Source organism: Nostoc sp. CMAA1605, assembly GCF_021596505.1.
GTDB lineage: Bacteria > Cyanobacteriota > Cyanobacteriia > Cyanobacteriales > Nostocaceae > Trichormus.
Genome location: NZ_PJIZ01000126.1, coordinates 1 through 22,980, shown reverse-complemented (window position 1 = coordinate 22,980; position 22,980 = coordinate 1). Strand labels below are relative to the sequence as shown.

At 41.1% G+C, this 22,980-nt stretch carries 18 protein-coding genes and 1 pseudogene; 5 read left to right on the top strand and 14 right to left on the bottom strand.

Features of this window, described 5'->3' with window-relative positions:
* Positions 1 to 168: 168 nt before the first annotated feature.
* Positions 169 to 4,617 carry a ribonucleoside-triphosphate reductase, adenosylcobalamin-dependent gene (gene nrdJ / locus CV014_RS27105; protein ID WP_236144854.1) on the bottom strand — a complete coding sequence of 1,483 codons (4,449 nt, stop codon included), beginning with the start codon at positions 4,615 to 4,617 and terminating at the stop codon, positions 169 to 171.
* 349 nt (positions 4,618 to 4,966) lie between these two features.
* Here nrdJ and CV014_RS27100 point away from each other — a divergent pair, with 349 nt between their 5' ends.
* Positions 4,967 to 5,545 (top strand): Npun_F5749 family FMN-dependent PPOX-type flavoprotein, encoded by a 579-nt coding sequence (locus tag CV014_RS27100; RefSeq protein WP_236144853.1) that lies wholly within the window; start codon positions 4,967 to 4,969, stop codon positions 5,543 to 5,545.
* A 169-nt stretch (positions 5,546 to 5,714) separates the two neighbouring features.
* On the opposite strand, the gene cysE is transcribed toward CV014_RS27100, so the two are convergent.
* A complete protein-coding gene (cysE, locus tag CV014_RS27095; protein WP_236144852.1) occupies positions 5,715 to 6,482 on the bottom strand; it encodes a serine O-acetyltransferase in 768 nt (255 codons plus the stop codon).
* Positions 6,483 to 6,717: 235 nt separating this feature from the next.
* On the opposite strand from cysE, the gene CV014_RS27090 reads away from it, so the two are divergent.
* Both CV014_RS27090 and CV014_RS27085 read left to right on the top strand, forming a co-directional pair.
* Positions 6,718 to 7,983 (top strand): FAD-dependent hydroxylase, encoded by a 1,266-nt coding sequence (locus CV014_RS27090; protein ID WP_236144851.1) that lies wholly within the window; start codon positions 6,718 to 6,720, stop codon positions 7,981 to 7,983.
* Between the two features lie 18 nt (positions 7,984 to 8,001).
* Entirely contained in the window at positions 8,002 to 8,304 is a 303-nt protein-coding gene (locus tag CV014_RS27085) for a DUF433 domain-containing protein (protein ID WP_236144850.1), read from the top strand.
* A 302-nt stretch (positions 8,305 to 8,606) separates the two neighbouring features.
* Here CV014_RS27085 and CV014_RS27080 read toward each other — a convergent pair whose 3' ends face one another.
* The 7 genes from CV014_RS27080 to CV014_RS27050 all read right to left on the bottom strand — a co-directional run bounded on the left by CV014_RS27080 (position 8,607) and on the right by CV014_RS27050 (position 17,684).
* The gene (locus CV014_RS27080; protein WP_236144849.1) at positions 8,607 to 12,536 is read right to left on the bottom strand and encodes a DUF4011 domain-containing protein; all 3,930 of its coding nucleotides are present in this window, start codon (positions 12,534 to 12,536) and stop codon (positions 8,607 to 8,609) included.
* 248 nt (positions 12,537 to 12,784) lie between these two features.
* Complete coding sequence (locus CV014_RS27075) at positions 12,785 to 13,882, bottom strand: DNA cytosine methyltransferase (RefSeq protein ID WP_236144848.1); 1,098 nt, start codon at positions 13,880 to 13,882, stop codon at positions 12,785 to 12,787.
* A gap of 14 nt (positions 13,883 to 13,896) precedes the next feature.
* Complete coding sequence (locus CV014_RS27070; protein ID WP_236144847.1) at positions 13,897 to 14,472, bottom strand: Uma2 family endonuclease; 576 nt, start codon at positions 14,470 to 14,472, stop codon at positions 13,897 to 13,899.
* 60 nt (positions 14,473 to 14,532) lie between these two features.
* The gene (locus CV014_RS27065; RefSeq protein ID WP_236144846.1) at positions 14,533 to 15,306 is read right to left on the bottom strand and encodes a slipin family protein; all 774 of its coding nucleotides are present in this window, start codon (positions 15,304 to 15,306) and stop codon (positions 14,533 to 14,535) included.
* Positions 15,307 to 15,549: 243 nt separating this feature from the next.
* A complete protein-coding gene (locus tag CV014_RS27060) occupies positions 15,550 to 16,317 on the bottom strand; it encodes a ChaB family protein (protein ID WP_103138696.1) in 768 nt (255 codons plus the stop codon).
* Between the two features lie 81 nt (positions 16,318 to 16,398).
* A complete protein-coding gene (locus CV014_RS27055; RefSeq protein WP_236144845.1) occupies positions 16,399 to 16,938 on the bottom strand; it encodes a Dps family protein in 540 nt (179 codons plus the stop codon).
* 395 nt (positions 16,939 to 17,333) lie between these two features.
* On the bottom strand, positions 17,334 to 17,684 hold the full coding sequence (locus CV014_RS27050; protein ID WP_236144844.1) for a hypothetical protein: 351 nt from the start codon (positions 17,682 to 17,684) through the stop codon (positions 17,334 to 17,336).
* A gap of 650 nt (positions 17,685 to 18,334) precedes the next feature.
* Here CV014_RS27050 and CV014_RS27045 point away from each other — a divergent pair.
* Complete coding sequence (locus CV014_RS27045; RefSeq protein WP_103138699.1) at positions 18,335 to 18,580, top strand: hypothetical protein; 246 nt, start codon at positions 18,335 to 18,337, stop codon at positions 18,578 to 18,580.
* Entirely contained in the window at positions 18,561 to 18,845 is a 285-nt protein-coding gene (locus CV014_RS27040; protein WP_103138700.1) for a hypothetical protein, read from the top strand. Before CV014_RS27045 ends, CV014_RS27040 begins: the two co-directional genes overlap by 20 nt.
* Before the next feature lie 231 nt (positions 18,846 to 19,076).
* Here the strand turns inward: CV014_RS27040 and CV014_RS27035 are convergent, their stop codons facing one another.
* The 5 genes and pseudogenes from CV014_RS27035 to CV014_RS27015 form a co-directional block, all read right to left on the bottom strand.
* The gene (locus CV014_RS27035; protein WP_236144843.1) at positions 19,077 to 19,604 is read right to left on the bottom strand and encodes a hypothetical protein; all 528 of its coding nucleotides are present in this window, start codon (positions 19,602 to 19,604) and stop codon (positions 19,077 to 19,079) included.
* On the bottom strand, positions 19,522 to 19,842 hold the full coding sequence (locus tag CV014_RS27030; RefSeq protein WP_236144842.1) for a hypothetical protein: 321 nt from the start codon (positions 19,840 to 19,842) through the stop codon (positions 19,522 to 19,524). The genes CV014_RS27035 and CV014_RS27030 overlap by 83 nt, the downstream gene beginning before the upstream one ends.
* 6 nt (positions 19,843 to 19,848) lie before the next feature.
* Entirely contained in the window at positions 19,849 to 21,402 is a 1,554-nt protein-coding gene (locus CV014_RS27025) for a TrbI/VirB10 family protein (RefSeq protein ID WP_236144841.1), read from the bottom strand.
* A 10-nt stretch (positions 21,403 to 21,412) separates the two neighbouring features.
* Positions 21,413 to 22,105 carry a hypothetical protein gene (locus CV014_RS27020; RefSeq protein WP_236144840.1) on the bottom strand — a complete coding sequence of 231 codons (693 nt, stop codon included), beginning with the start codon at positions 22,103 to 22,105 and terminating at the stop codon, positions 21,413 to 21,415.
* Between the two features lie 81 nt (positions 22,106 to 22,186).
* A pseudogene (locus tag CV014_RS27015) lies at positions 22,187 to 22,980 on the bottom strand (hypothetical protein); the annotation flags it as partial.

Below are 22,980 nucleotides of genomic sequence, written 5' to 3'. Positions count from 1 at the left end.
AAGAACAAAAATATAGATAGTCCGAGTGAGATTTTGTGGAATTAGCAAGATAAGCATCTTGTCAATCCGTAAAATTTCAACCGTGAGAATCCAGAAGATTTCAACTTCTGAAGTCTTACTTTTCAAAGCAGTGGCATGAAATTTGCATACCACTGCTTTACTAATGAATTAATTCGGACTTTGTTCAGGCATCATGCACTTATCAGAGTCACAGCCTGCGGGGCCGACTTCCATTAAATCGCCGAAGTCGTAGCGACTTAAGACGGTGTAGAAGTCATCGGTTTTGCGGCGTGCGGCTACGGCTTGCAGCATTTGCTCATACTCCTGTTTAGAGATTGGCTCAAATGGCAAACGGGGGAAGGTTTGATGATCATCAAATCTCGCTAGTAGTGCCGCACTCATGTAACCTTCATCGTTGTTAATTGCTTCCCAGATGCGAGTTCCTAAAGTTTCCACTTCGTGTTCTCTTAACTCGATGGTGGCAGAGGTGTTGTGAGTGACGTAGAATTTCTGTACTTGCATATAGAAATCCATTTGGGCGATCGCATTAAACTTACTGATATCGATCACATCAGCACCAGGTAAATCAGCCCAAGACACAGCCACAGGAATTTCTACTAGCCATTCTGTGACTCTGGGATCAAAAGGATCATTCAGCAAATTCCCCTGTTCATCTTTATCTGACTGGGAAGGAATAATACTGTAACCATATTCCAGACAAGCCAAAGCTACGGGGTCATTTTTCCGGCAAGTAATGCGGCGGATAAACCGTTGGGCTTTGGGGGGATGCCATCCAGGACTTGCACCAGTTAACAGCGATTTTGTACCACTAGGTTGTACTGTTGTGCAACGATTTGGGCGTTTGAGATGATGGCGATCGCAATAATCCCACACCACACGCTGCACAATTTCTTTCCAAGAAGTTAAGTATTCTGCTTCCCGATGTTTAAATGTCAATCCTTGGGGTGTTTCTGGTCTACCAGCTTCCCACCAGCGCAACCAGTCCACACCAAAAGCATGGACGAAGAAATCAAATAAACCGGTGAAAGAAACCCCAACAATTGGGTCTAATTCCCGACTATATTGATAGCGTTGTTCTTGGAATTGATGGTTTAAAAGTGACGCTACAGATAACGCCCCAGCCGTGAAAGCTTCCTCTTGTTCTTTGTGGTTAGATGGATCAATTTGATTGAGATGTATCTCCGATAGATTACAGTTACCAGTTAAAGTATTACCGAAAACACCCTTATGGTACTCCGGCTCATTAAAGCAGTAAGTATCATGTAATCCTGGTAATTGTTCAACACTTTTCACAACTTGCCATTTACCTTTATATTTGGCATTTGTGCCTTTGCTGACATCCAAACGCTGACAAGGAATTTCACCACATTCAGTTATTTGCAAGTAGTATAAATCTCTACTTCTAATACCATAATTTGTGACTGACCCTTTATGGGCGAGAAGATTCACAGATGAACGAATACCGCATTTAGTTAGTAATAGCTGAACTCGATATGCTCGCTCATAATCAGAAATATATATTCTGATGCCGTTACTACTTGTATTTGAGCCATCCGTATCTGCTAAACCAGCGATAAAATGCAATATGGCTTGTCTGTTCCAACTAGCAATTACATTCAGTGCTTCTGGGTTAGTTTTTAGGCTTTTTAAGAATCCTCCAGAGAAACCTAAATCTGTGACATCTGTAAATGCAGGTGAATAACCATAATCTCTAATAGGAGATTTATTGCCTGCGAGATTCAAAGCGACTTTCTCTTGATACAACCTAATCTTGGCATGATTTTTTTGATCTGTTGTGCCATCTCCTACAGCTAGCCCTAAAGTGTAGGCATAATTGCGATCGATATCTAAACCATCTTCATACTGAATTTTGAATGGTTCAGTGTGGATAGCATACCGACTGGTATCCATCAAATCTTTAGTTTGGACTTCTTTATAACTCTTGCTGAATCTATCTTTGACAAAGAAGCGGTGATACTCAGTTGCATCTAAATATGAACCGTCTCCGAAACGCACACGATAGAGAATGCGAGAACTACCAGTTTGAAATGGTTGCACTTGACTCCAGTGTTTACCGTTCCAAATGCTAATTTCACATCCCACTACATCCTGAATTTTGTGCATTCCATCTTTAGTGATCAGTAAGGTATCACCACTTACACAGTGAAAATCGCTACCTAAGATTTCTCCGCATGGATTTAGACCAAACCTTGCTAGACGGTGTTCTAGCTCTTTTGCATCAATTTCAGGGTGTCGTTTTTGTAACCAATCTTTGGCTGTTCCTTGTTCGTAAGCTTTGATGAAATCAGCTTTCAACGCTTGTGTAGTTAACAAATCACAGTTAGCTCTAGCCACAGCTTCACCAGCCCACTGAATTGCACCCTCACCACTGTAATATTGCTTACGTACAGCATTAATACATTCTTCTAGGGTTGGCTTGCGGTGAAACACTCTGGTGTGGTTCGCCATACGTAAAGCATCGCGCTCAGGATCTATGCGCCAGTTGCCATTTTCATCTTGTTGCCAGAGGTTGTCTTTGGCAGTTGCGCCTTGTTCATCATCGGATATGAACTGACGCATTCCGGCACTGTTAGAAACTAAAATCCCTTCACAGACAAATTCGTGAACATTTGCTACTTCAATGTCGTATGTAGGTGCAGAACGCACATTCATCTCAACCCCTACAACTTTCACTGGAACTAAATCAGTTGCTTCAGGGATGTACTTTTTGACTGTAGGAGCAGGCATTTGTGTGTGAATATGACCCCAATGATATTGAGAAGTATTCACAATGGGGCGAATCATCGCTTTTGGAAAGCCGTGGTCTTTGAATGATGTGGGAGTCAGACGTTTTTGATCGGAAAATTGCAGCGAATATCGCTCTAGGAAATCTCCAACCTGCTCGAAAGCAGTTGCACCTACTGTAACTAATTCACCTTCCCATTTACCTGTCCGTTTGCGAATAGAGGCGCACAAACGAACTGTAATCCCCAAAGATGCGTACAAAGTTTGAATTTGTTGCAAAAACCTTTGCTGCACTGAGGCTACTAATACTCCTTGTGAATGACATCCATCAGCATCAGCAAGACCAGCTAGGTAAGCTTTACGAATTTCGGCTGTGCCTAACAGGATGCAATCAGGAACTATCAGGGCTTGGAAAGATTGCTTGAATGACTTGAGGTATTGATTTAACGCTGCTGAATTGAACTGTAGTTCATAAGCCTTAGTTTTGCACTTTTCTGGTGTCCGTAGGGTATAAGTTTCTAAACCAAACTCAGCACCGACTGCAATTAAACGTTCCAAAATTTTGGGACTGTCTTGATGAACTCTGAATCTAACTCTGCTTCCATCAGAGCTAACCGAGCCATCACCATGCAAGTAGCCGATAAAATAAGCCACATTAGGGGTTAGTGCTGGAACTGTTATGGGCTTGATTTTACCCTGGATTTTACCGCGAAACTCAGGCAGTTCAGTAGGTGTACCGGGGATGCTTTGTGGTACAAATATTAAGCGATCGCCTGATTGCAAATCTTTGGCTTTTACCATTTGGTAATTGCCATAAACATCCGTCAAAACGGCAACTTTATGATCGGGTGTACACTCAAAAAAACCATCTTGAGTGCGAATCCGGCAAAGCGATTGCTCCCCTTGAATGAAAAAGTTGGTAACAGGGTAAAAACCTTTACTTGTCAGCACGCGATCGCCTACGCGCACTTTTGCTATCGGAACTAATCCCGCTTCTGTATGAACTAAAGCATCCTCTGGGAGACAACGGCGGATATTGCCAGCAACAATTGTTACAGCAGCTTCGTCAATTAACAAGCAGCATTCTACAGAAGTTAATTGTCTACCAACAGCTTTATTGAGAATGGCAGCACAACGCTGATACAGTCCTGGTAATTTCACAGGATTCGCCACACCACCGAAACCTTTGAGGGTTTCCCCAGCTTGGCGGACATCGCTGACATCAACTATTACTTGTACTTCATCCGTAAATCTTTCATCTGTTGATAACTCTAATAAGGTTTGGTAAGATCCCACCCAACCTTCCCGGCTATCTCCAACATGGATAGTAACTGTGTTCCCTTCTATATGGGTTTGTGTATATTCACGACGTAATTCTTGAGTTGTATCCCCAACATTTCCCTGCACTGTGACATGGAGACGGTTACGGATGGGAGGCAGTTGATTAATATACTGCGGTTCTATTACTGCCCCCGTACCACAACCCATCATAGCGAGGTTCATCATTAACCCGAAGGCGTTCCAATCTCGCAGGTTAGTAGATGTACAGTTATACGCGCCGGAAAAGTTTTTGGATTTGTTGATCCAATCTGTGCCACCTACCCAGAGCCAACGCCCACTGGGTAAAGCTTGCAATTTGCGCTGGGTTTTTTCTAAAGTAGCGGCTTCTTCTGGTGTGAGTTTACCTAACTCTACTAAACCTTGGATAGTGCGATCGCACACTTCATCCCAAGTTTCTCTCAAACCCGCTTCTGTACGGCGGCTATAAGTTCTAAAAAATACAGGGTTAGCGGCTGGTGCAGTTTCGGGAAACTTTGCACCCTGACGTTTAATTTCCAGCTCTCGAACCATATAAAAAGGAGTGTTGCTTGTGAACAGATTACGACTATACGCCAAGTAGATAGAGGAAAAAAGCTTGAAAATTTTTCCACTTTACGCTATGGCATGACTGTAGAAATTGCCACACATATTGATGATGTATAATTGCTTTCCCTTGCTCCAAAAGTTTATACACTGAGTTGCAATTATTAACAGTATTCAAGTCGTAAAATCATCGGTATGGGGAAAATTTAGCTCGTCTTGGAGAGGAATTCCACTCAATAAATTAGGACTGTAGACAAACTAGATTGAACGAAAAGATTGCTAATTTCTCCACTTTGTGATTAATCTGAATCTGGATAAATTGCAACAAAACTTCATCATGTCCCTAGCTCCTTGGAGAAGTGCGATCGCCCATGCTCTCCACCGCAACCGTAGCCTTGTATACGCCCGTTACCTGCAACTAGCCACAGTCAAAGCTAACGGTCATCCTGCCAATCGTACCGTAGTCTTTCGGGGTTTTTTAGCAGATACTAACCAACTCAGATTTATTACCGATAGCCGGAGTGAAAAAATCGACCAAATACAGCAGCAACCCTGGGCGGAAGTTTGTTGGTATTTTCCCAACACCAGAGAACAATTTCGCATCACTGGTGAATTAACTGTAGTGAGCAGTGATGAATCTCATCCTCTTCAAGCAGCCCGGATCGCTATGTGGCAAGAATTAAGTGATGCAGCTCGTTTACAATTTGCTTGGCCGCATCCTGGTAAACCCAAAGCCGAACCAGCAGCCTTTGAGCCACCACCACCCGAACCACATCAACCACTAGCTAATTTTTGCCTGTTACTACTAGAACCCACACAAGTAGACCACTTAGAATTACGTGGCGAACCCCAAAACCGCCGCATTTACTATTGTGATCAAAATCAACAGTGGTCTATCAAAGAAGTTAATCCTTAACAGAGAGGGGTGTGAGGGTGTGAGGGTGTAGGGGTACAGAGGAAAGAGGCAAAAGGGGACAGGGGAAGCAAGGGAAAAACTCATCACTCAGCACCCGCTAAATACCTTCCTATCGGTAACAGCACTTACCACTCCCTATTTTGAATTTTGAATTTTGAATTTTGAATTGTTATATCCCTGCTCCATCTAAGAACTGCTGTATAGCCTTATCTCGGAGATTACATATAGGAGCAGCATCATCTGGCAAACTTTCACAATCTTTAACTACATAACTCACTAAAACAGGGGTTTTTTCAGTGGCTTTTTGACGCTGTAGAGTTTGGATTTGCTCTTCTAATGCTTCGATTCTGTTGACTAAAACGCGAATGACTTCTGCTTCTGAGTCGGGTAAATTGTTGTGTTCTAGCGGTGCAACCCTAACTCCTGAACGATACACAATCCGTCCTGGTATTCCCACCACCGTACAATCTGAAGGCACATCCCGCAATACCACAGAACCAGCACCGATGCGGACATTATTACCGATGAGAATATTACCTAATACCTTAGCACCAGCCCCAACTACGACATTTTCACCTAAAGTGGGGTGACGTTTGCCGCTTTCTTTACCGGTTCCCCCTAATGTTACACCTTGATAAATCAGGGCATAATCACCAATGATCGCTGTTTCCCCAATGACTACTCCCATACCGTGGTCAATAAATACACCCTTGCCGATGGTCGCCCCTGGGTGAATTTCGATACCAGTCAAAAACCGAGCTATGTGAGAAATCAAACGAGGGATAAAAGGAAGACCGATACCGTGAAGCCCGTGAGCGAACCGATGAAACATCAGGGCTTGTAAACCAGGGTAACAAAACAAGACCTCCAGTAAGTTACGAGCAGCTGGGTCACGTTCAAAGATGATACGAAAATCAGCACGTAGTGTAGAGAGCATCGGGATAGCACCCTCGGAAAGTACAACAAGCTACCCTCCCATAATATCGTTCTAGATGTCCACTCTTATCAAGTTTTTGGGCATGGGGAATGGGGCATGGGGCATGGGGCATTGAAGTAAAATCTCCCTTATCTCCCCTTGCTCCCTGCTCCCCTGCCCCCTGCCTCTTGCCCCTTGCCCTAATGAGGGCGATCGCGTCACAATAAGAAATAAAATTGCTTAATTTCTCTTCACAATGGCGTTAACGCAGTTTAATCAAACAACTTCTTCTCCATATCTACTGCCAGAATTACCAAGGTATAATTATGATTTGGTAATTGTCGGTGGTGGCATTGTCGGCTTGACTTTGGCGGCGGCTTTAAAAGATTCTGGCTTGAACATTCTGCTGATTGAGGCTAAGGTCACATCAATGGGTGTCAGCAAAGGACAAGCCTACGCAGTGCATATGCTCTCAGCACTGATATATCAAGGAATTGGCATTTGGGACAAAATGCTGCCGAAAATTGCTAAATATCGCCAAGTGCGTCTATCTGATGCTGAGTATCCCCAGATAGTAGAGTTTGAAACCCAGGATATCAGTCAAGACATACCGGAATTAGGTTATGTGGCAGAACACCAAGCACTGCTCGAACCTTTACAAGAGTTTGTGCAGAATTGTCAGAATGTGACTTATCTTTGTCCGGCTGAGGTGGTGAGTACCAAATATCAGCAGAACGAGGTAGTCATTAATATCAAAATTGGTGAGCGAGTCAAACTAGTTAAGAGTAAATTAGTGGTAGCTGCGGATGGTTCGCGATCGCCAATTCGTCAAGCGGCTGGAATTAAAACTCACGGTTGGAAGTATTGGCAATCTTGCATTGTGGCTTTTGTTAAACCAGAAAAACCCCACAATGATACAGCCTACGAAAGATTTTGGCCGAGTGGCCCCTTTGCGATTTTACCCTTACCAGGGAATCGTTGCCGCATTGTCTGGACAGCACCCCATGCTGAAGCACAAGCCTTGTGTGCTTTAGATGATGAACAATTTTTACAAGAACTTAGCCGCCGATTTGGGGATCAGATGGGCAAGTTAGAATTGTTAGGCGATCGCTTCGTGTTTCAAGTACAACTAATGCAAAGCGATCGTTATGTCCTTCCCCGCTTGGCTTTGGTAGGTGATGCTGCCCACAATTGTCATCCCGTCGGCGGACAAGGGTTAAATTTGGGTATTCGTGATGTAGCAGCTTTAGCGCAAGTTATCCAAAAAGCCCATCAAGCCGGGGAAGATATCGGTAATCTCAAGGTACTTAAGCGTTACGAAGGTTGGCGACAAAAAGAAAATCTGGCCATCTTAGGCTTTACAGATTTGTTAGATCGGATGTTTTCCAATCAGTTTCAGCCTGTGGTGTTTTTGCGTCGCTTGGGTTTATGGTTGATGCAGCGTGTCCCGATGCTGAAAGTCTTTATGCTCAAATTAATGATTGGGTTGAAGGGTAAGACTCCAGAATTAGCAAGACGTTAAACTGATATTTTGAGAAATATGACCGATCAAGAACTGTTAAACCGAATCAGTGTTAATCCTAAAGTCATGGTTGGTAAACCTGTCATTAAAGGAACACGCCTTACAGTTGAATACGTTCTAAATCTTCTAGCACATGGCACAACAGTAACAGAGATTTTGGCAGAATATGAAGGCTTAGTGGAAGCAGACATTAGAGCTTGTCTTTTCTTTACATCTTGCACGCTTGAAAGTGCTGCTTTTATACCACTACCTATGGAGGTATACTTCTTGACTCACCATCCCTGTACTTTTTACACTTTGACTATCAATAATTGTCTCTGATGGACTTGGAAACCGTTCCTGTTCTATCCGCACCCACTCCCTTTTACTGTTGTGGATCAACAGCCACGTCCCATCTTTGCGCCAGTTAAGGAAATATGTGTACACGGTATTTTATGGACACTAACCATTGTCCCAAATCCCCACTACTTCGTGAAGCAAAACCCCTCAATTGACCTCAGTTAAGTATTACTTATCTTTTAGCCACTGAAAAATTCTCTACAGCAGGCAATTGAGAATTCTGGCTTATATTAAGTGGTAAAACATTCGGCAGTATCAATTGATATCACAATAGTTAAAAATGTCTATATCTCAAGTTGTTTGATTCTTTCTCTCAAGAGACGAACTTGAACAGGTTTATTACGAAACCACTCTGTTGACCAAATCCGGTAAATTTTCCAACCTAGCCTTTCAAGCACCTGTTGTCTGAGGCGATCGCGATCTCTGGCAGTCGGTGAACTATGGTAAGATGCACCATCACACTCAATCCCCAGTAAAAACTCTCCTGGAAGCTTATTATTGACTACAGCAAGGTCAATCCGATATCCTGAGCATCCAACTTGAGTGCGGATAGTGTATCCCTCTTGGACTAAAGCATGGTAGACATCTTCTTCAAATGGTGAGTCAAAATGAAGCGTATCCGTGTAAGAGTTTCCTTGCAGTCTTTCTCCACCACTCGCTGCGTATTCCAAGTAATTACGCAGCGATTGAACACCTTTACTTTGGGAACGTGTTACATCAATATCGCCAGCTAAGATGGAAGAAACCAGCGTAATTTTACTTTTTGCTCGTGTTACAGCTACATTGAGTCGTCTTTCTCCACCTTGGCGGTTTAAAGGGCCAAAGTTAAGTGAAAGCTTACCTTGATCATCACGAGCATAGCCTACGCTGAGTATAATTGCATCTCGCTCATCACCCTGAACGTTTTCCAATGCTTTGAGAAAAAACTGAGGTGAATTATCACAACACAATCTCTCAAAATCAGGATTTTCTTTGCTTAAAATCTCAATTTGCTCCTGAATCGCATCGGCTTGGGCTTCGCTAAACGCAATAATACCAAGAGATTGTTCGGGAACCCGTTGAAAATGTTCTAACGCTAACTGAGCAACTACTTGTGCTTCACGCCGATTATCTCTGCGTCCACCGCGATCATAAACGCCATCAGGAACGTGTCGGAAGCATACCCCCAAATCCTGATTCTGAACTGGGTTTGGAAATGTAACTAACTGAGAGTCATAAAAATGCTTATTAGAAAAAGCTATCAAACGCTCATCTTGACTGCGATAATGCCATTTCAGCGTTCGCCCAAACATAAAATTTGAACATTCATCTAAAACGCTTTCATAGCTTGCATCATCCTCATCATCAATATCTTCTTCGTTGTCTCCGGTTGAAAAGAATGAAGTCGGAGGAAGCTGTTTATTATCACCAATTACAATAACTTGATTAGAACGGATAATCGAAGGCACAACATCTTCAGTCCGAAGCTGAGATGCTTCATCAAAAATGAGAACATCAAAATGAACTACATCTGCATTAATATATTGGCTAACTGAAAGCGGACTCATCATCCAGCAAGGCTTTAGGGCTTTAATTAAATTCGGTATCCCCTTTTGTGTATCGTTGAGGAGTTTACGGATGGGCAAATGTCGGCTTCTCTTATTCGTTTCTCTTTTCAAATTTGGCAATTCAGCTTCAGCCAGTGAAGTCTTTTCCCAGTTTTGCCAACGTTGTATATGAATCTGTTTTAGACGTTCTCTAGCAGTATCTAGTTGATTATAATCGAGTTGAGAAAACTCCTTGATTTGTCGTTCATGTACTTCAAAGTTAAAATTCTTTAACTCAGGTTTTCTAGCAAGAATGGCATCAAGGCATATTTGATAAATTCGTTTTTCGAGAACTGGAAACCAATGTTTTGGTTCAATTTGGTTGTCACGTAAAGCATCCAAGAACTTATCATTACCCAGATTTTTAAGTTTCTGGTAAGTTTCTTTATATGTCAGCCATTCTTGAAAATAAGGCAGTTCAGATTGAGCCAAGTTTAAGAATGTTTCTAGATCAACAAAAGTAATTTGATGACGAGATAGGTAAGAATCTGCAATATCACTTTCATCAAAGTAAGATAATAGGAAATCTAATCCTTTTCTAATACTGCTATGGGCTGACTCATATTGCTTAACTAAGTCAGCCAATTTACGCTTTTGAGAAGGAGAATCTATCACACGATGAACGAAATCAACAGCAAGCGAATACTTTTGTAAACCAACCAACCAATTTAAAGCTTGTTCAATTTCTTTTAACTCTGCTTCGCTAGAAATTTCTGGATTAAATAAAGATCCAAAAACCTGACGAGCAGGATAGTCGCTCTGATGTAGCTTATTTTGCAAAGATACAATAGAATTAGGTTTACTGCTATCAAAAATTTTAAAAATCTTTAAAATTTGACTTATGAAATCTTTACTTTCTTGCAGTTGCTTATTTTTTTCAAGTTCTCGAATATCTTTTTTTAAAATATTAAAAGCTTCTTGAGCAAGCGCAATATCTAACCATACCCAATTATCTGGTAAATTTGATGGAGTTTTTAGTATATGTAACAGGGCTGGATAGCACTTATCTAGTGAATCTAAATTCAACAAAGATTTAATTTGTAGAATTGCGTGCAATTCTTGATTAATATTTCGGATTGAAAAAACTGCTTGTTGAAATTCTTCTATTTTCTCCCTGATTTGCAACTCAAGCTCATAAGAATAAGAATCTAGAGAACTTTTTTCCCAAATAGTTGTTTTATCTCCTTTAAAAAAACTTAAAAATTGCGCTAATTGATTTAATAAAACTTTTGCTTCCTGTAATCTAATAGGATTCCATTGGATAAAATTAGAAAATATGACATTGATGCTAGGAACTGCTTCACGTTCTTTTTTCAAAAGCTCACCAAATATCTCAAACGGTGATTTTTCTAAAGGCTTTTCTTTAGTGTGTAAGCCAGTCAGATATAAATTTAGCGACTGACGACTTGAAACAAGCCTTTCAAAGAAAAGGTGATTATTTTCTGCAATGTAAATTTGTTGAACATATTCAACAGTTTTTGATAGATTATTTACAAGCTCTCGCTTGTCTGTTGTACCACTGTGGTGAAGATTAAGACACACATGATCTAAACCACATTCAGCCATACGCTTATAAACCACACTCAGTGCTGTCTCTTTTTCTGCAACTAATAAAACTGATTTACCATCACCAATCAGTTCTGCAATCATATTTACAATAGTTTGACTTTTGCCGGTTCCTGGTGGGCCTTGAACCACAAAGCTTGAACCAGCTTTTGCTGCTTCAATTACGACTTGTTGGCTAGAATCAGCATCAAGAATTTGAAATGTTCGTTCAGGTTTAATTTGTGAGTCTAGAGCAGATGCAGGTATAGGTTCTTTATAGTTAGACAGATAGGTATTTAAATCGCCACTAATCGCTTGCAAAATTGGGTGGTCAAAAATTCGCTCTTCATTTTCAATAATGTCCCGAACCATTGCTGCCTTTGCATAAGAAAATAGCGAGAGAAATACATTCTCTTTAATTTGCCATGTCTTTTGTTCTGCTAATAGCTTCCTAATCTCAGCAATAATTTCGTTATAAGTGAGTGTTTGTATAGCTTCTCCCTCTGGAAGATCAACCCCAAAAGTTTGCTTTAGCTTTTGTACTAAAGTTGGATTTAACACAACATCTTCATCTAGAACAGATATTTTATAAGCATCTCGTTTAGGTTCTTTCCTTAACTCTACAGGAACTAAAACTAGTGGCGAGAGCAAAGCATCCTCTGGTTTATCTTTGTCGTACCAAGTCAACGTTCCAAGTGCCAGAAACAGGCTGTTTACACCTCGTTCCTCAAATGAACGTCGCGCTTCAAGACGCAATTTATTCAGCCGTTTTAGTTGCTCTTTACCTACTTGACGAGTAATTAATTCAAGAGGATTTCTTTCGGCTGGTAATGCTTTAGCTTCTTTCGACTGAATAATATCTTGATGTTCGCTATCAACTATTTTAAAACGCAGCGATTTTTTCTCTTCTGTAAGGTTGTTGAAAAGAACATCTGGTGCCTCTGTGAGAATTTCTAAAATTCGAGGGTTATCCTGCCGAAACTTAATGAGAGGATTTCGTTTTCCTAAATCAGCCAGTCCAGCTTTCCACTTTGCAATTTTTAAAGCAAGGTTTTGTTGAGTGTTTGAAGTAGGCTGTCGCATTTTAGTCTTTTTAGCAAATAAAGTAACTGTTTAATATTATACTAATGTTTTTATGTATAAGCATTTACCAGCAAGCAATCCTCTACAATAGTGGAGATGTTGTTTTATAAGGGATTGCGTAAGATTTTAAAAGTATAGAGAAGTAAGAGTAACAGAAACCGCAGCTCATAACTTCGGTGGGGACACAGAGTCAGCGTAGTTGATAATGGTATCTAATCTTTCCTTTGCGTCTTCAACAGTCGGCATATTTACGCTCCGCTAGGTGTATATATGCTAACAGCAGTATCAAGAGTCAAATTCAATTCTTTCTGAGTATGGGACTTGGGGGTTGTGGATTTAGTTGCAGTTTCTGTCATTGCATCTAGAACCGAGCGAATGACAGCCGCAACACAAGGAACAGCTACAGTATTGCCAGCTTGTTTTCTGACGGCTTGATAACTGTCAACTATCTGGTAGGAATCAGGGAAGCCTTGGAGTCGCAACATTTCGCGTTCTGTCAGTCTTCTTTCACCATTGACTAAAAGGTAATTATAGGACGCGCCTGCTCTCAAGGCACAGGAATAGGGGTATGCACTTATATTTCCGCCTTTGTTTTCATGCCAGATAGTCATCTCGCTATACTGCTGCTTCCCCTTTCGTTTTTCTATGCGACTATTCCTAATTTTTTCAGAAGCATAGTAGAAATCTGGAACCTCATCTGCCAAAATTTCTGCTAGGGGTTTCATCGGAATACCACCTTCAGGCCAGAGGAAATCAACGGGTTTGCGGAAGCCAACAATAAAAATGCGTTCGCGCTTTTGCGGTAAACCAAAATCAAGCGCGTTCAGAATGCGATAGTCTGCATGGTATCCTAAGTTGCCAATAGTCTCCATGATTCGACTGAGTGTTTGCCCTTGATTATGTCCTTTTAGTTGTTTGACATTTTCAAGGATAAAGGCTTGAGGTTCTTTTGCTTGCAATATACGGGCGATTTCAAAAAATAGAGTACCGCGTATATCATCAAAACCTTTCATGTCTCCGCATATACTGAAGGGTTGACACGGAAACCCTGCAAATAAGATATCGTGTTCAGGAATGTCTTGAGTATCTATTTTAGTGATGTCGCCTGCGGGTTGTTCTTTAAAATTGACTGCGTATGCTTTTTGAGCAGCAGGATCTATATCACTGGAAAAAACGCATACTGGTTCAAGATTTCGCTCTTGGCAAACCATTTGTGCTGCAATACGAAACCCGCCAATACCACAAAACAAGTCTAGAAATTTGAGAGTGGCTTTTTGTGTGGTGCGCTGCATTTGTTTGGCGTTGACAGGAAGTTGGCAAATGATTATCCAACAATTATCGCTCACACAGCAAGTTATAATTACTGGCTCTGCCTAAACTGATTGACCTGTAACCATGCAAAGATTTGTTGTGCTGTCAGGGTTAAATTTACTCCTGGTATCATTGTAAGTTGGCGATCGCCTCTCATCACTTCTGGTTCTTGTTGAGGAGCAAAAACTAGTATAGAATAATCATCTGGATCGAGCATCCAGCCTAACTTACTGCCATTTCTCAAACAGTGCAGAATATTGTCTATAACACGGTTGACTTTTTGATCAGGTGAGAGAATTTCGATTGTCCAGTCGGGGGCTTCTCTGAAGTCATCCTCCGGTTCACCAATGTCATTTAACGGGATGCGATTCCACGCCACTACTGCAATATCTGGGACAATAGAACGTCCTGCAAAAGTACATCGCAACTCAGGCAAGGCTGTGTAGTCTGTGGTATTGCTATCAACTTCACCCAAAAGACGTTTTTGTAAAATAGAGTGTCGAGTTTTCGGCATAGGTTTTTGGACAGCCACTCCATCCAAATATTCCCATGCTGGAGAATCCTCTAAGTATGGCAATTTGAGGAAATCTTCGAGAGAGAGAATCAAAGTTGTAGAAGCGGCCATTTATTTGCCAAGAATTTGTTTCTTAGTTTCAGTTTAAAGCTTTCAACTACGGGTTATTAACTATTTTTGCTGTTCTTGATTGGGGATAGAATCCGATAACCGTTTAGCCAGAGTGATAAAATCTGAGGGAATCATCACTAAAGTCGTTGTATTATTTTCTGCTCCTACTTCAGTTAGCATTTGCAATCGCCGTAATTCCAAAGCTACAGGATTCTCTATGATCAATTGAGAAGCTTCGGCTAATTTGATGGAGGCTTCTTGTTCTGCTGAGGCTTTAATGATCCGAGCGCGTTTTTCGCGAATGGCTTCTGCTTCCTTAGCCATCGCTCTTTGCATGGCGAGTGGAATTTCAACATCTTTCATTTCCACCCTTTCAATCACAACTCCCCAAGGTTCAGTAATTTCATCAACAATTTCTTGAACTCTGATGTTGATTTTGTCGCGATTTTGTAAAACATCATCTAAAATATTTTGACCTACGACATTACGTAAAGTCGTCAAGGCGGTTTGATAAACGGCTGACTGGTAATTTTCTACTTTATTGATGGCTTTGGATGGATCAAGAATGCGGTAGTATAAAACGGCATTAACTTTAATAGTTACGCTATCAGCAGTTACTGTTTCTTGCGGTTCAATATTGACTGTTTTAGTCCGAATATCGACTTGGGCTTTTTGGTCAATCATGGGCAGAATCCAATATAAACCCGGCCCTCTGACACCGTTAATTCTACCTAAACGGAAGATAACGCCACGCTGGTATTCTCTGTCTAGCTTGAAGCCAAATAGACTGAGAAATATTAAGAAAACAAAAAATGAACTAATAAAAGTCCCCATATTTCATCGTGCCGGTGTAGTGTGAATGTATTTTAGCTCTGGGAAAAACGAGCTATGGGTAAAAAGCAGATAATGTAATGTTATTTATCAAAGTTATGTTTAACAATGATAAATCTGCTGGTTTTACCAATCTTCACCAATCCAGCAACAGATAGAAACTAAGCTGTTGTACCTTTAATTTGCAAATAAAAAGGTAATGAACTCAAGTTCACTACCCCTGATTGTTAAATATAGGAAAGCAGCTTAAACACCGACTTTTTGCTTTGACCAAACACCGTTTTCGTCTTCATCAAATTTCTGATGTACAGCTTCCCATGCTGCTTGTTCGGCTGTAAATTCGTCGCTAGTCTCATTTAACACTTGGTTGTAGCGTTGGATGAAAGTGTTTTGAGCGTCTGAAGAAAGATGAGAACGGACTTCAGGCGATAGGTCTTCAGGACTGTTGCAAGGGCCGGGACAGGGATGAGAGAGTGCTTTTTCGATAGTATTAATTTCTTCTGCACCAGCACTTTCTAGTAGTAACTGGAATTCTCCGGCGCGATCGCTTGGTACTTCTACCAGCACTAAAAACTCACCAGCTTGTAAGCGGGTTTGATAGACTGCGGCTTTGTCTTCAGGCATTCCCAAGGTAGTGAGAACGGAGACTAAACCAGCACCAGCACTACCTGCGATCGCACCACTGGCTGCTCCCAGGAGAATGGCACTAATGGGGCCAGCCGCTACAATGGGGCCGACAAAAGGAATAAACAGTACACCCACCCCTGTCAGTAGGCTCAGAAATGAACCAAACAAGGAACCAAATATAGCTCCTGTTCTCAAACCTCCCAGAATTACATCTCTTTTGGTGATGAATCCTGCAATCCGAGTTTCTGACTGAAAGTTTCTACCCATGACCGAAATATGGTCTCTAGGTACACCTCTATCTAATAACCGGCGAATTACATCATCAACTTGCTTTTGTTCTTTCAATACTGCGGAAATTGTACGTTCTGCTTGATAAACTTCTGGCACTTGTGTACTCCTTAAAAGGCAAAAGGTAAAGGGCAAAAGGCAAAATGTAAAAGGAAGGGAATCTTTTTCCTTTTGCCTTTTTTAAACACCTACAGGGGTTTTGGTTTCTGTTGCTGGTTGTGTACCGTTGGGTTGGACTGGTTGACCTTCAATAAATGAACGCAGCATCCAAGCCATTTCTTCGTGATCTTCCATGAGGTTAGTGAGAAAATCAGCAGTTCCTTGGTCATGGAACTCTTCACCACTGCGGTCTACGTGGTCTCTCAAATTCCGAATGATCTGTTCATGATCTTCTACTAGTCGCTCTACCATACCAGTTGCGTTGGGGACATCTCCGGCGTGTTCCTTGAGAGTTGTGACTTGCAGAAATCCTGCCATTGTGCCTATAGGATAACCACCTAAAGCTCTTACCCTTTCAGCTAACTCATCAATATTTTCTGTGAGTGCTTGATAATGTTCTTCCCAAAGTTCATGCAGACTGCGAAACTGAGGGCCTACAACATCCCAATGGTACTTTTTGGTTTTTACTAATAGAAGGTAAGAATCTGCTAAATCTTGATTTAACAAATTAATTACTCCTTGGCGTTGTTCTGCTGTTAAACCAATGTTGATAGTACGCATTGCTATTATTTCCTAAGCTGACGTTATGTACTAAAGTCTCAAAATTTAACTAGGATTTACATCAATCAAAGGAAAGATTGTCCAATGGAGATCAACTATAACTAAAGTCTCAATAAATGCTAAATATATTAAAAGTAAGTCAGGTTTTAAAACCTGACTTACTTTAGTGCTATCTGACTTTTCACGGTATCTGGAAAACCCCTCTCCAAACCTCTCCCCTAAAAGGAGAGAGGCTTTCAATTTTCCCCCTTCCCTACTAGGGAAGGGGGTTAGGGGGTTAGGTTTCACGTTAACTTTTCCACATGAAGTGAAAAGTCAGAGTGCTACGGGGTGAGATAGGAATATTCAAACCTAAAATTTAGGATTATGGTTTTTACCTATCATTTAATACTAAGTTACTTATTACCTGTAACTTTTTCTAGGAAACTTTTTACTTCATCTTCTACAGAAGTGGCACTTTGAGAATTTTCTGGACTTTTCATTTTATCAATGTCGGCAGCACCTTGGACTTCATTGAGTCCTTCATTAGATTTTCTCTGCACTTCTTCTAGTGTTGGTGGTGGAGACTTAGCAACTTCATCAGTTTGGCGTTGTGTCTCTAAAAGTTGTGTAGTAGCTTCTGTTGGATCACTTTTGTAGCTCTCAATCGCAAATGCTGGAATAGTGCTGGAGAGTAACAGCAATGCACAGGTAAAAGCGATGATGAGAAACTTGAATGGACGTAGAACACAACTAAACATATTCATTGTTAATCCTCTATCAAATTTGCCAGATGTTAACTTAATTTGAGATGTAGTCTAATTGAAATTAATTTTTAGTTTCAATCTCATGATTAAGTTATAATGCTTATATAGCTTGTAAGAACTCCTGATATTTTCCTAATATGATTTAAGTAGGTAAATATTAATTTAATTTTGCTTCAGGTATTTTGGTTTTTACAAGCTATGCAAGCTGTTTTTATTGTTAATCTAAAAATAAATTTATAAATCGGTCTAGAGAATGAAATTTTTCAAAATGGTGCAGTAAATAAAATCATTCTTGTGGTGTATCGACTCAAAAGTATATGTGATTTTTTTGATAAAAACATCATATATAAAATTAATAAATGTCTATAATTATCTACTACTTAAGTTATATTTCTTCAGTATAAGTAAGATTACTGCTCTCATTGGTCAATACTACTGAGTTTGACACTCAGTAATATACTCGCCAGATTGACAATAACTTGTGGCCACGTAGTGATCTATTTAAGAAAAAACCGCGATCGCCTGAAAATCTTTTCCGCAAATGCGCTGACGATTTTGCAACCTGTCTTCATAAATTCCGCAAAAACACGGTTTTATTAGTTTGGGCTTTTGATCAAAACTGCAATCATCAAGCTTATGAGGGTGCATTTATGATTAGCCCTGTAACTAACGTAATTCGATGTAATTTGGAAAAAGCTAAAGAAGTAGGTATGAAGTGGGAAAACGCTTCATGTAGCGAAATTAGAGCCTACTGTTTAGAAATTTTAAAGGAAATCGGATGCAACAGTACCGAACTCCCGGATAACTTACAATCACGGGAGCAGCAGTTAAATTTCATTACAGGTTTCGCATCTTTTGCCTTCGGGGAGGTTCAAAATGTCCAGAACTGTAATTGAAGATGTTGATTATGATCCTGAATGGTCAGAAGAAATTACCTTTCCTGCAACAGACAGAGATTTATTAGTTCTGACGCAAAGACTGTGTGATCAAGAAGTTCCTACCAAGGTTTTCTTTCAAGCGATCGCGATCGCCGCTTATGATGGTGCATCTGCATTTCGTTATGCTGATCAATACTTAACTAGCGTTCAACATCAGCATAAACGTAAGCGTAAAAACTTACTCTTGTTCAGAAAACCTTTATTTAATTTTGACCAGAACTAATTGCTGATTACTCACGAAAAGTTGCAGGTGTAGGTTTTTCACAGCAGAGAAAGTTTAGGATTAATTCCCAATTTTATTTGCCTTTATTGTAGTTATTCGACCATAGTTTGTAAAAAACCTACACACACTTTTATAATTGCGAATTGCGAATTGCGAATTGCGTTAGCGTAGCGGGACGTTAGTCCATTGCGAATTGGTTTATCCCACCCAGCTACCAACCTAGATTAGTGTTTAGCGAGAAACTCTGACACAGGATTGTCCAGCCGGAGGGGGATCAGCATAAACTGCCAAAGTATGATATTCCGGTGCATCATCTCCATAAAGAACTCTGAAAGTATATAGTTTGGGTTGACCTTGAGCTTCTGTAATTACTGTTAAAAGCGTATTATTAGTTTTAGGCAGTCCAGGAATATTGAGTTTAGGAATACGTCGCAATTGAATGACGTTAGCACCAGAGTTTTTACAATCGCCACTATTTTCTTGACCAAACTGCATACACATAGACCCGTCAAAGTCTAATGTTACCTCCGATGGGTCATTGAGCCAGACTTTTCTAATAGTTTCACCTGCGGGAATAAAACTTAAATTTGTTCCTTGTTGATACCACACTGTAATCGTGGGTACGACTCCCCCCAAACCTTGAGCTTGACAAGAGAAAATTGAACGTAGAACGGCATTATTTGCAGCCGCACGACCAGCCAATAATAGTATCGCAGCTGTAAATATTAGAGAAACGCCGTGACCGAAATGAGGTTTCATGTTCAATATTACCTAAACTGAGAGAGTGCTGAGTGCTGAGTAATGAGTGCTGAGTGCTGAGTGCTGAGTAATGATTAACGAGTGCTGAGTGGTAAGTGATGAGTTTTGAGTAATGAGTGCTGAGTAATGAGTTTTGAGTAATGAGTGGTAAGTAATGAGTTTTAAGTTTTGATGGAGAAATAAATTCTACCTTGTCCACCTTGTCCCCAATGCCCAATGCCCAATGCCCAATGCCCAATCCCCACTAAAACTGCATTGCCTGATTGACATATATCTCAACTTCCGTACCCGCAGGTAATAACCAAACGTTACTTTGTTGCATCATTTGGGCGATCGCTTGTTGGTTGCGTTGGGAAATTTGGGGGACGACGGAGTTTAAACCACCTTCTAGTACGCCTGCTGCGATGTTTCGGCGGTTGGAGTCGTTGGTGACAATGGTACTACCAGCACCATTGGGAATCGTGACTTGGGTATCCACGCGGTTGTATAACTCTGCAGCTTTCGCTATCCCACCTAAGACGAATAAACCTGCGTCCATTGAGGCTATTGAGGAACTGCGATTGGGATATTGTTGTGCTACTAGGGGTCTACCTCCACCAGCACGAATCAGTAGGGCGTTTTCGGGGACATCTCTTTCTGTGAGATTACCATCACTGGGGATGATGACTTTGGCTATTTTCATCTGGACTAGACCCTGTTCCGAGATGGAACTCACTTGCGTTAATAACTCGGTTTTTGCAGGTAAAGCGATCGCGCCACTACTATCTTTGAGGGGTTCTCGCAACTGCACAACGAACATATTGGGATTATCGCTGTTACTATCATCGCCTCTGTTTCTGGTAGTTTCACCAAAAGCAGCCGTAGCTAGTACCCCTTTAGCACTAGTCCCTACCTTCAATGATTTTGGTGTTTGGTATCTAGCTATACTTGTATTCGGGTCGATTCTGGAGGGTGGGCGATAGTTATCGGCGTTAAGCGGTTGGGGTTGGGGTGGCACATAGTTATTAGCCGGTGGTTGAGCAGTCGCGGCTATTTGCGGCGCGTCACCAGTGTTAATCTCTCCATAACTACCCAACTTGGCTAACCTTGACCATTCTGCAAAGGGGTTGGGTGTGGATGGTGCGGCTGTTGGGGCTACGGGAGGGGGTGGTAGCTGTGGGATGGCAGAATTAACAACGGGGATGGGTGGTGGTAGATAGGGGTTGGCTGGACGCTCAACTATCACAGTTCTGGGTGTAGGCTGCACCACTGGAAATCTTTCGGCTCTCAAATTAGGGTTGCTTTGGACGGTGGGAGTAGCCGTTGGGCGGGCAGTGGGTATGGTACTATTGCGGAGGCTTTGTTGTGCCTGTTTCACGGCTTGGGCTTGTTCCGCTAAAGCTAACTTTGTTTTAAGTGTTTCTACCTCTTGTTGCAGGTTTTCCTCTGGAGACGAACTAGCAGTAGGTGTTGGGGTTGGCGATGCAACTATATTACTTGACTTGGGCTTTTGATTAGTGCCACTCATCATCTGTGTGAGGAAGACACCAGCCACTAACACTATAGTCAAAGTTCCTGTTCCCACTAAAGCCAACTTAGCAAAGGGGTTGGATGATAGGGGTTGTTCTGTGGGATCTGCGATGGGAGTTACCGGAGATGGTTGATCTACAACAGATGCAGATTCCTCATCGGGAGATTCTTCTTCCAATCCCACTAATTTTGCCATTTGTGATTCCCAGTTATCTACCGGCAAATCTTCACTAGGCGAAGGTGTGAGTGAGATGGGGGGAGTTTCAGTAATACCAGAATGGGGAGTCATGGTGTGTTGCTTAGTTGGATTTAGTGGAACAGTTCTTGTCTTCAATGTCGCAGATATTATAGATTTCTAACCTGGCTTCACCCAAACGGTAAGCGGCTAAATGCCACGGTAAGGGTGTATTAGGTAGGGAAATTGCTGATTCATCTATAGCTTGGACTAAAATTTGTTTATTAAAAGGAATTGACCTGCCTAAGTTATCAGAATTATTAAAAATTAATTGATGAGCTAACATTTCGACTTGCCATTTACCCTCACCAATGGGAGTTGGCTGGGAAATTCTCTCAACGATGAAGATATGTTCACCACTCCTATTAGTATTGCCAAATTGTTGAGTTAAATTCAAATTATTAATTTCAGTGAGAAATTTTGATTGTAAATTACTCGCTAATAACGATGAGCTACTTTCCCAAATAGCAGCCGGTGGCTGTTGTGATGACCAAGTAAGCATCAGCGTCATAGTTTCACCTACAAAGCGGCGTATAGTTTCTGGATATCGTTCCGCACTTGATTTTGGGTCTACTGTAATGGCATTCCCATTCGCAAGTTGCACTAGACTACGGGGTGTTAATCGCCGATTTAATAGTTCTAACATTGACCCGTGAAACATCAGCAACAGTAAAGTCAACAGATGTAAGCCAAATGTGCCGACGGCTAAGAGGGGGAGGATACTATTTTTTTTCGTTTCTGATTTGAGTAGTTGCATAATATTGGGGATTGGGGACTGGGGATTGGGGATTGGGAAAAATTCATTGATGGCTTAAAATTAAGTTGGTTATAAATATTTTTATCTTATGAAACTATTATTGGCACAGGGGTTAGCTTGTTCGTTATTACCGTTACTGTAGCCATCTATTAAACATAAATTGCGGATTTCATAGATTTCTAATTTGTCAGTGCGGCTACTATAAATTGCCTTTTGTAAGTCGGTGCTATTAGAGGATGAAGGGGAAGGAAAATAATCTACTGCACGTACTAGTAAATCTTTATTGAAGGGCGTAATTAATTTTTGTCCATCAATCTTTTTTGTCTGTACTAAATCAGCTACCATTCCTACACGCCACTGTCCAGGGGCGATTTGTACAGGGGGATAGACTCGCTTAATTATCAGTTCTGCGGATATGGCTTGGTTGGGGTTAATAGCAAATACCTCTGGAGGGGTCATATCAGCTATGACACTCAAAAAACCCTTGCGGAAATCTTCGGAAATGGCGAAACTCGCAACCCAACTACTAGTAGTCACTTTTTGACTCCCGCCGTTAGGAGTTCTGACTAAAATTCCTGGGTCTGGTTTGGGTTTGGCGACTTCTTCTATATTCTGTGGTGGTAAAGTTCCTGACCAGTTAAATATTGAAATCATGGTTTTACTGACAAACTGACGAATAGTTTGGGGTTCTCTGGCTAATTCATCGAGTTTGTTAATCGGTTGACCATCAATTGTCTGTACAAAATTAGGAGGTTTTCGCAGGCTTAATTGACGAATGTTTAAGCCTTGGGAGAGGAGAATTAATAATACTAAAAAATGTAAACTAAAAAGTGGCGATCGCAAAAATTGTGATTGCACTAATTTTCTGTTCTTTC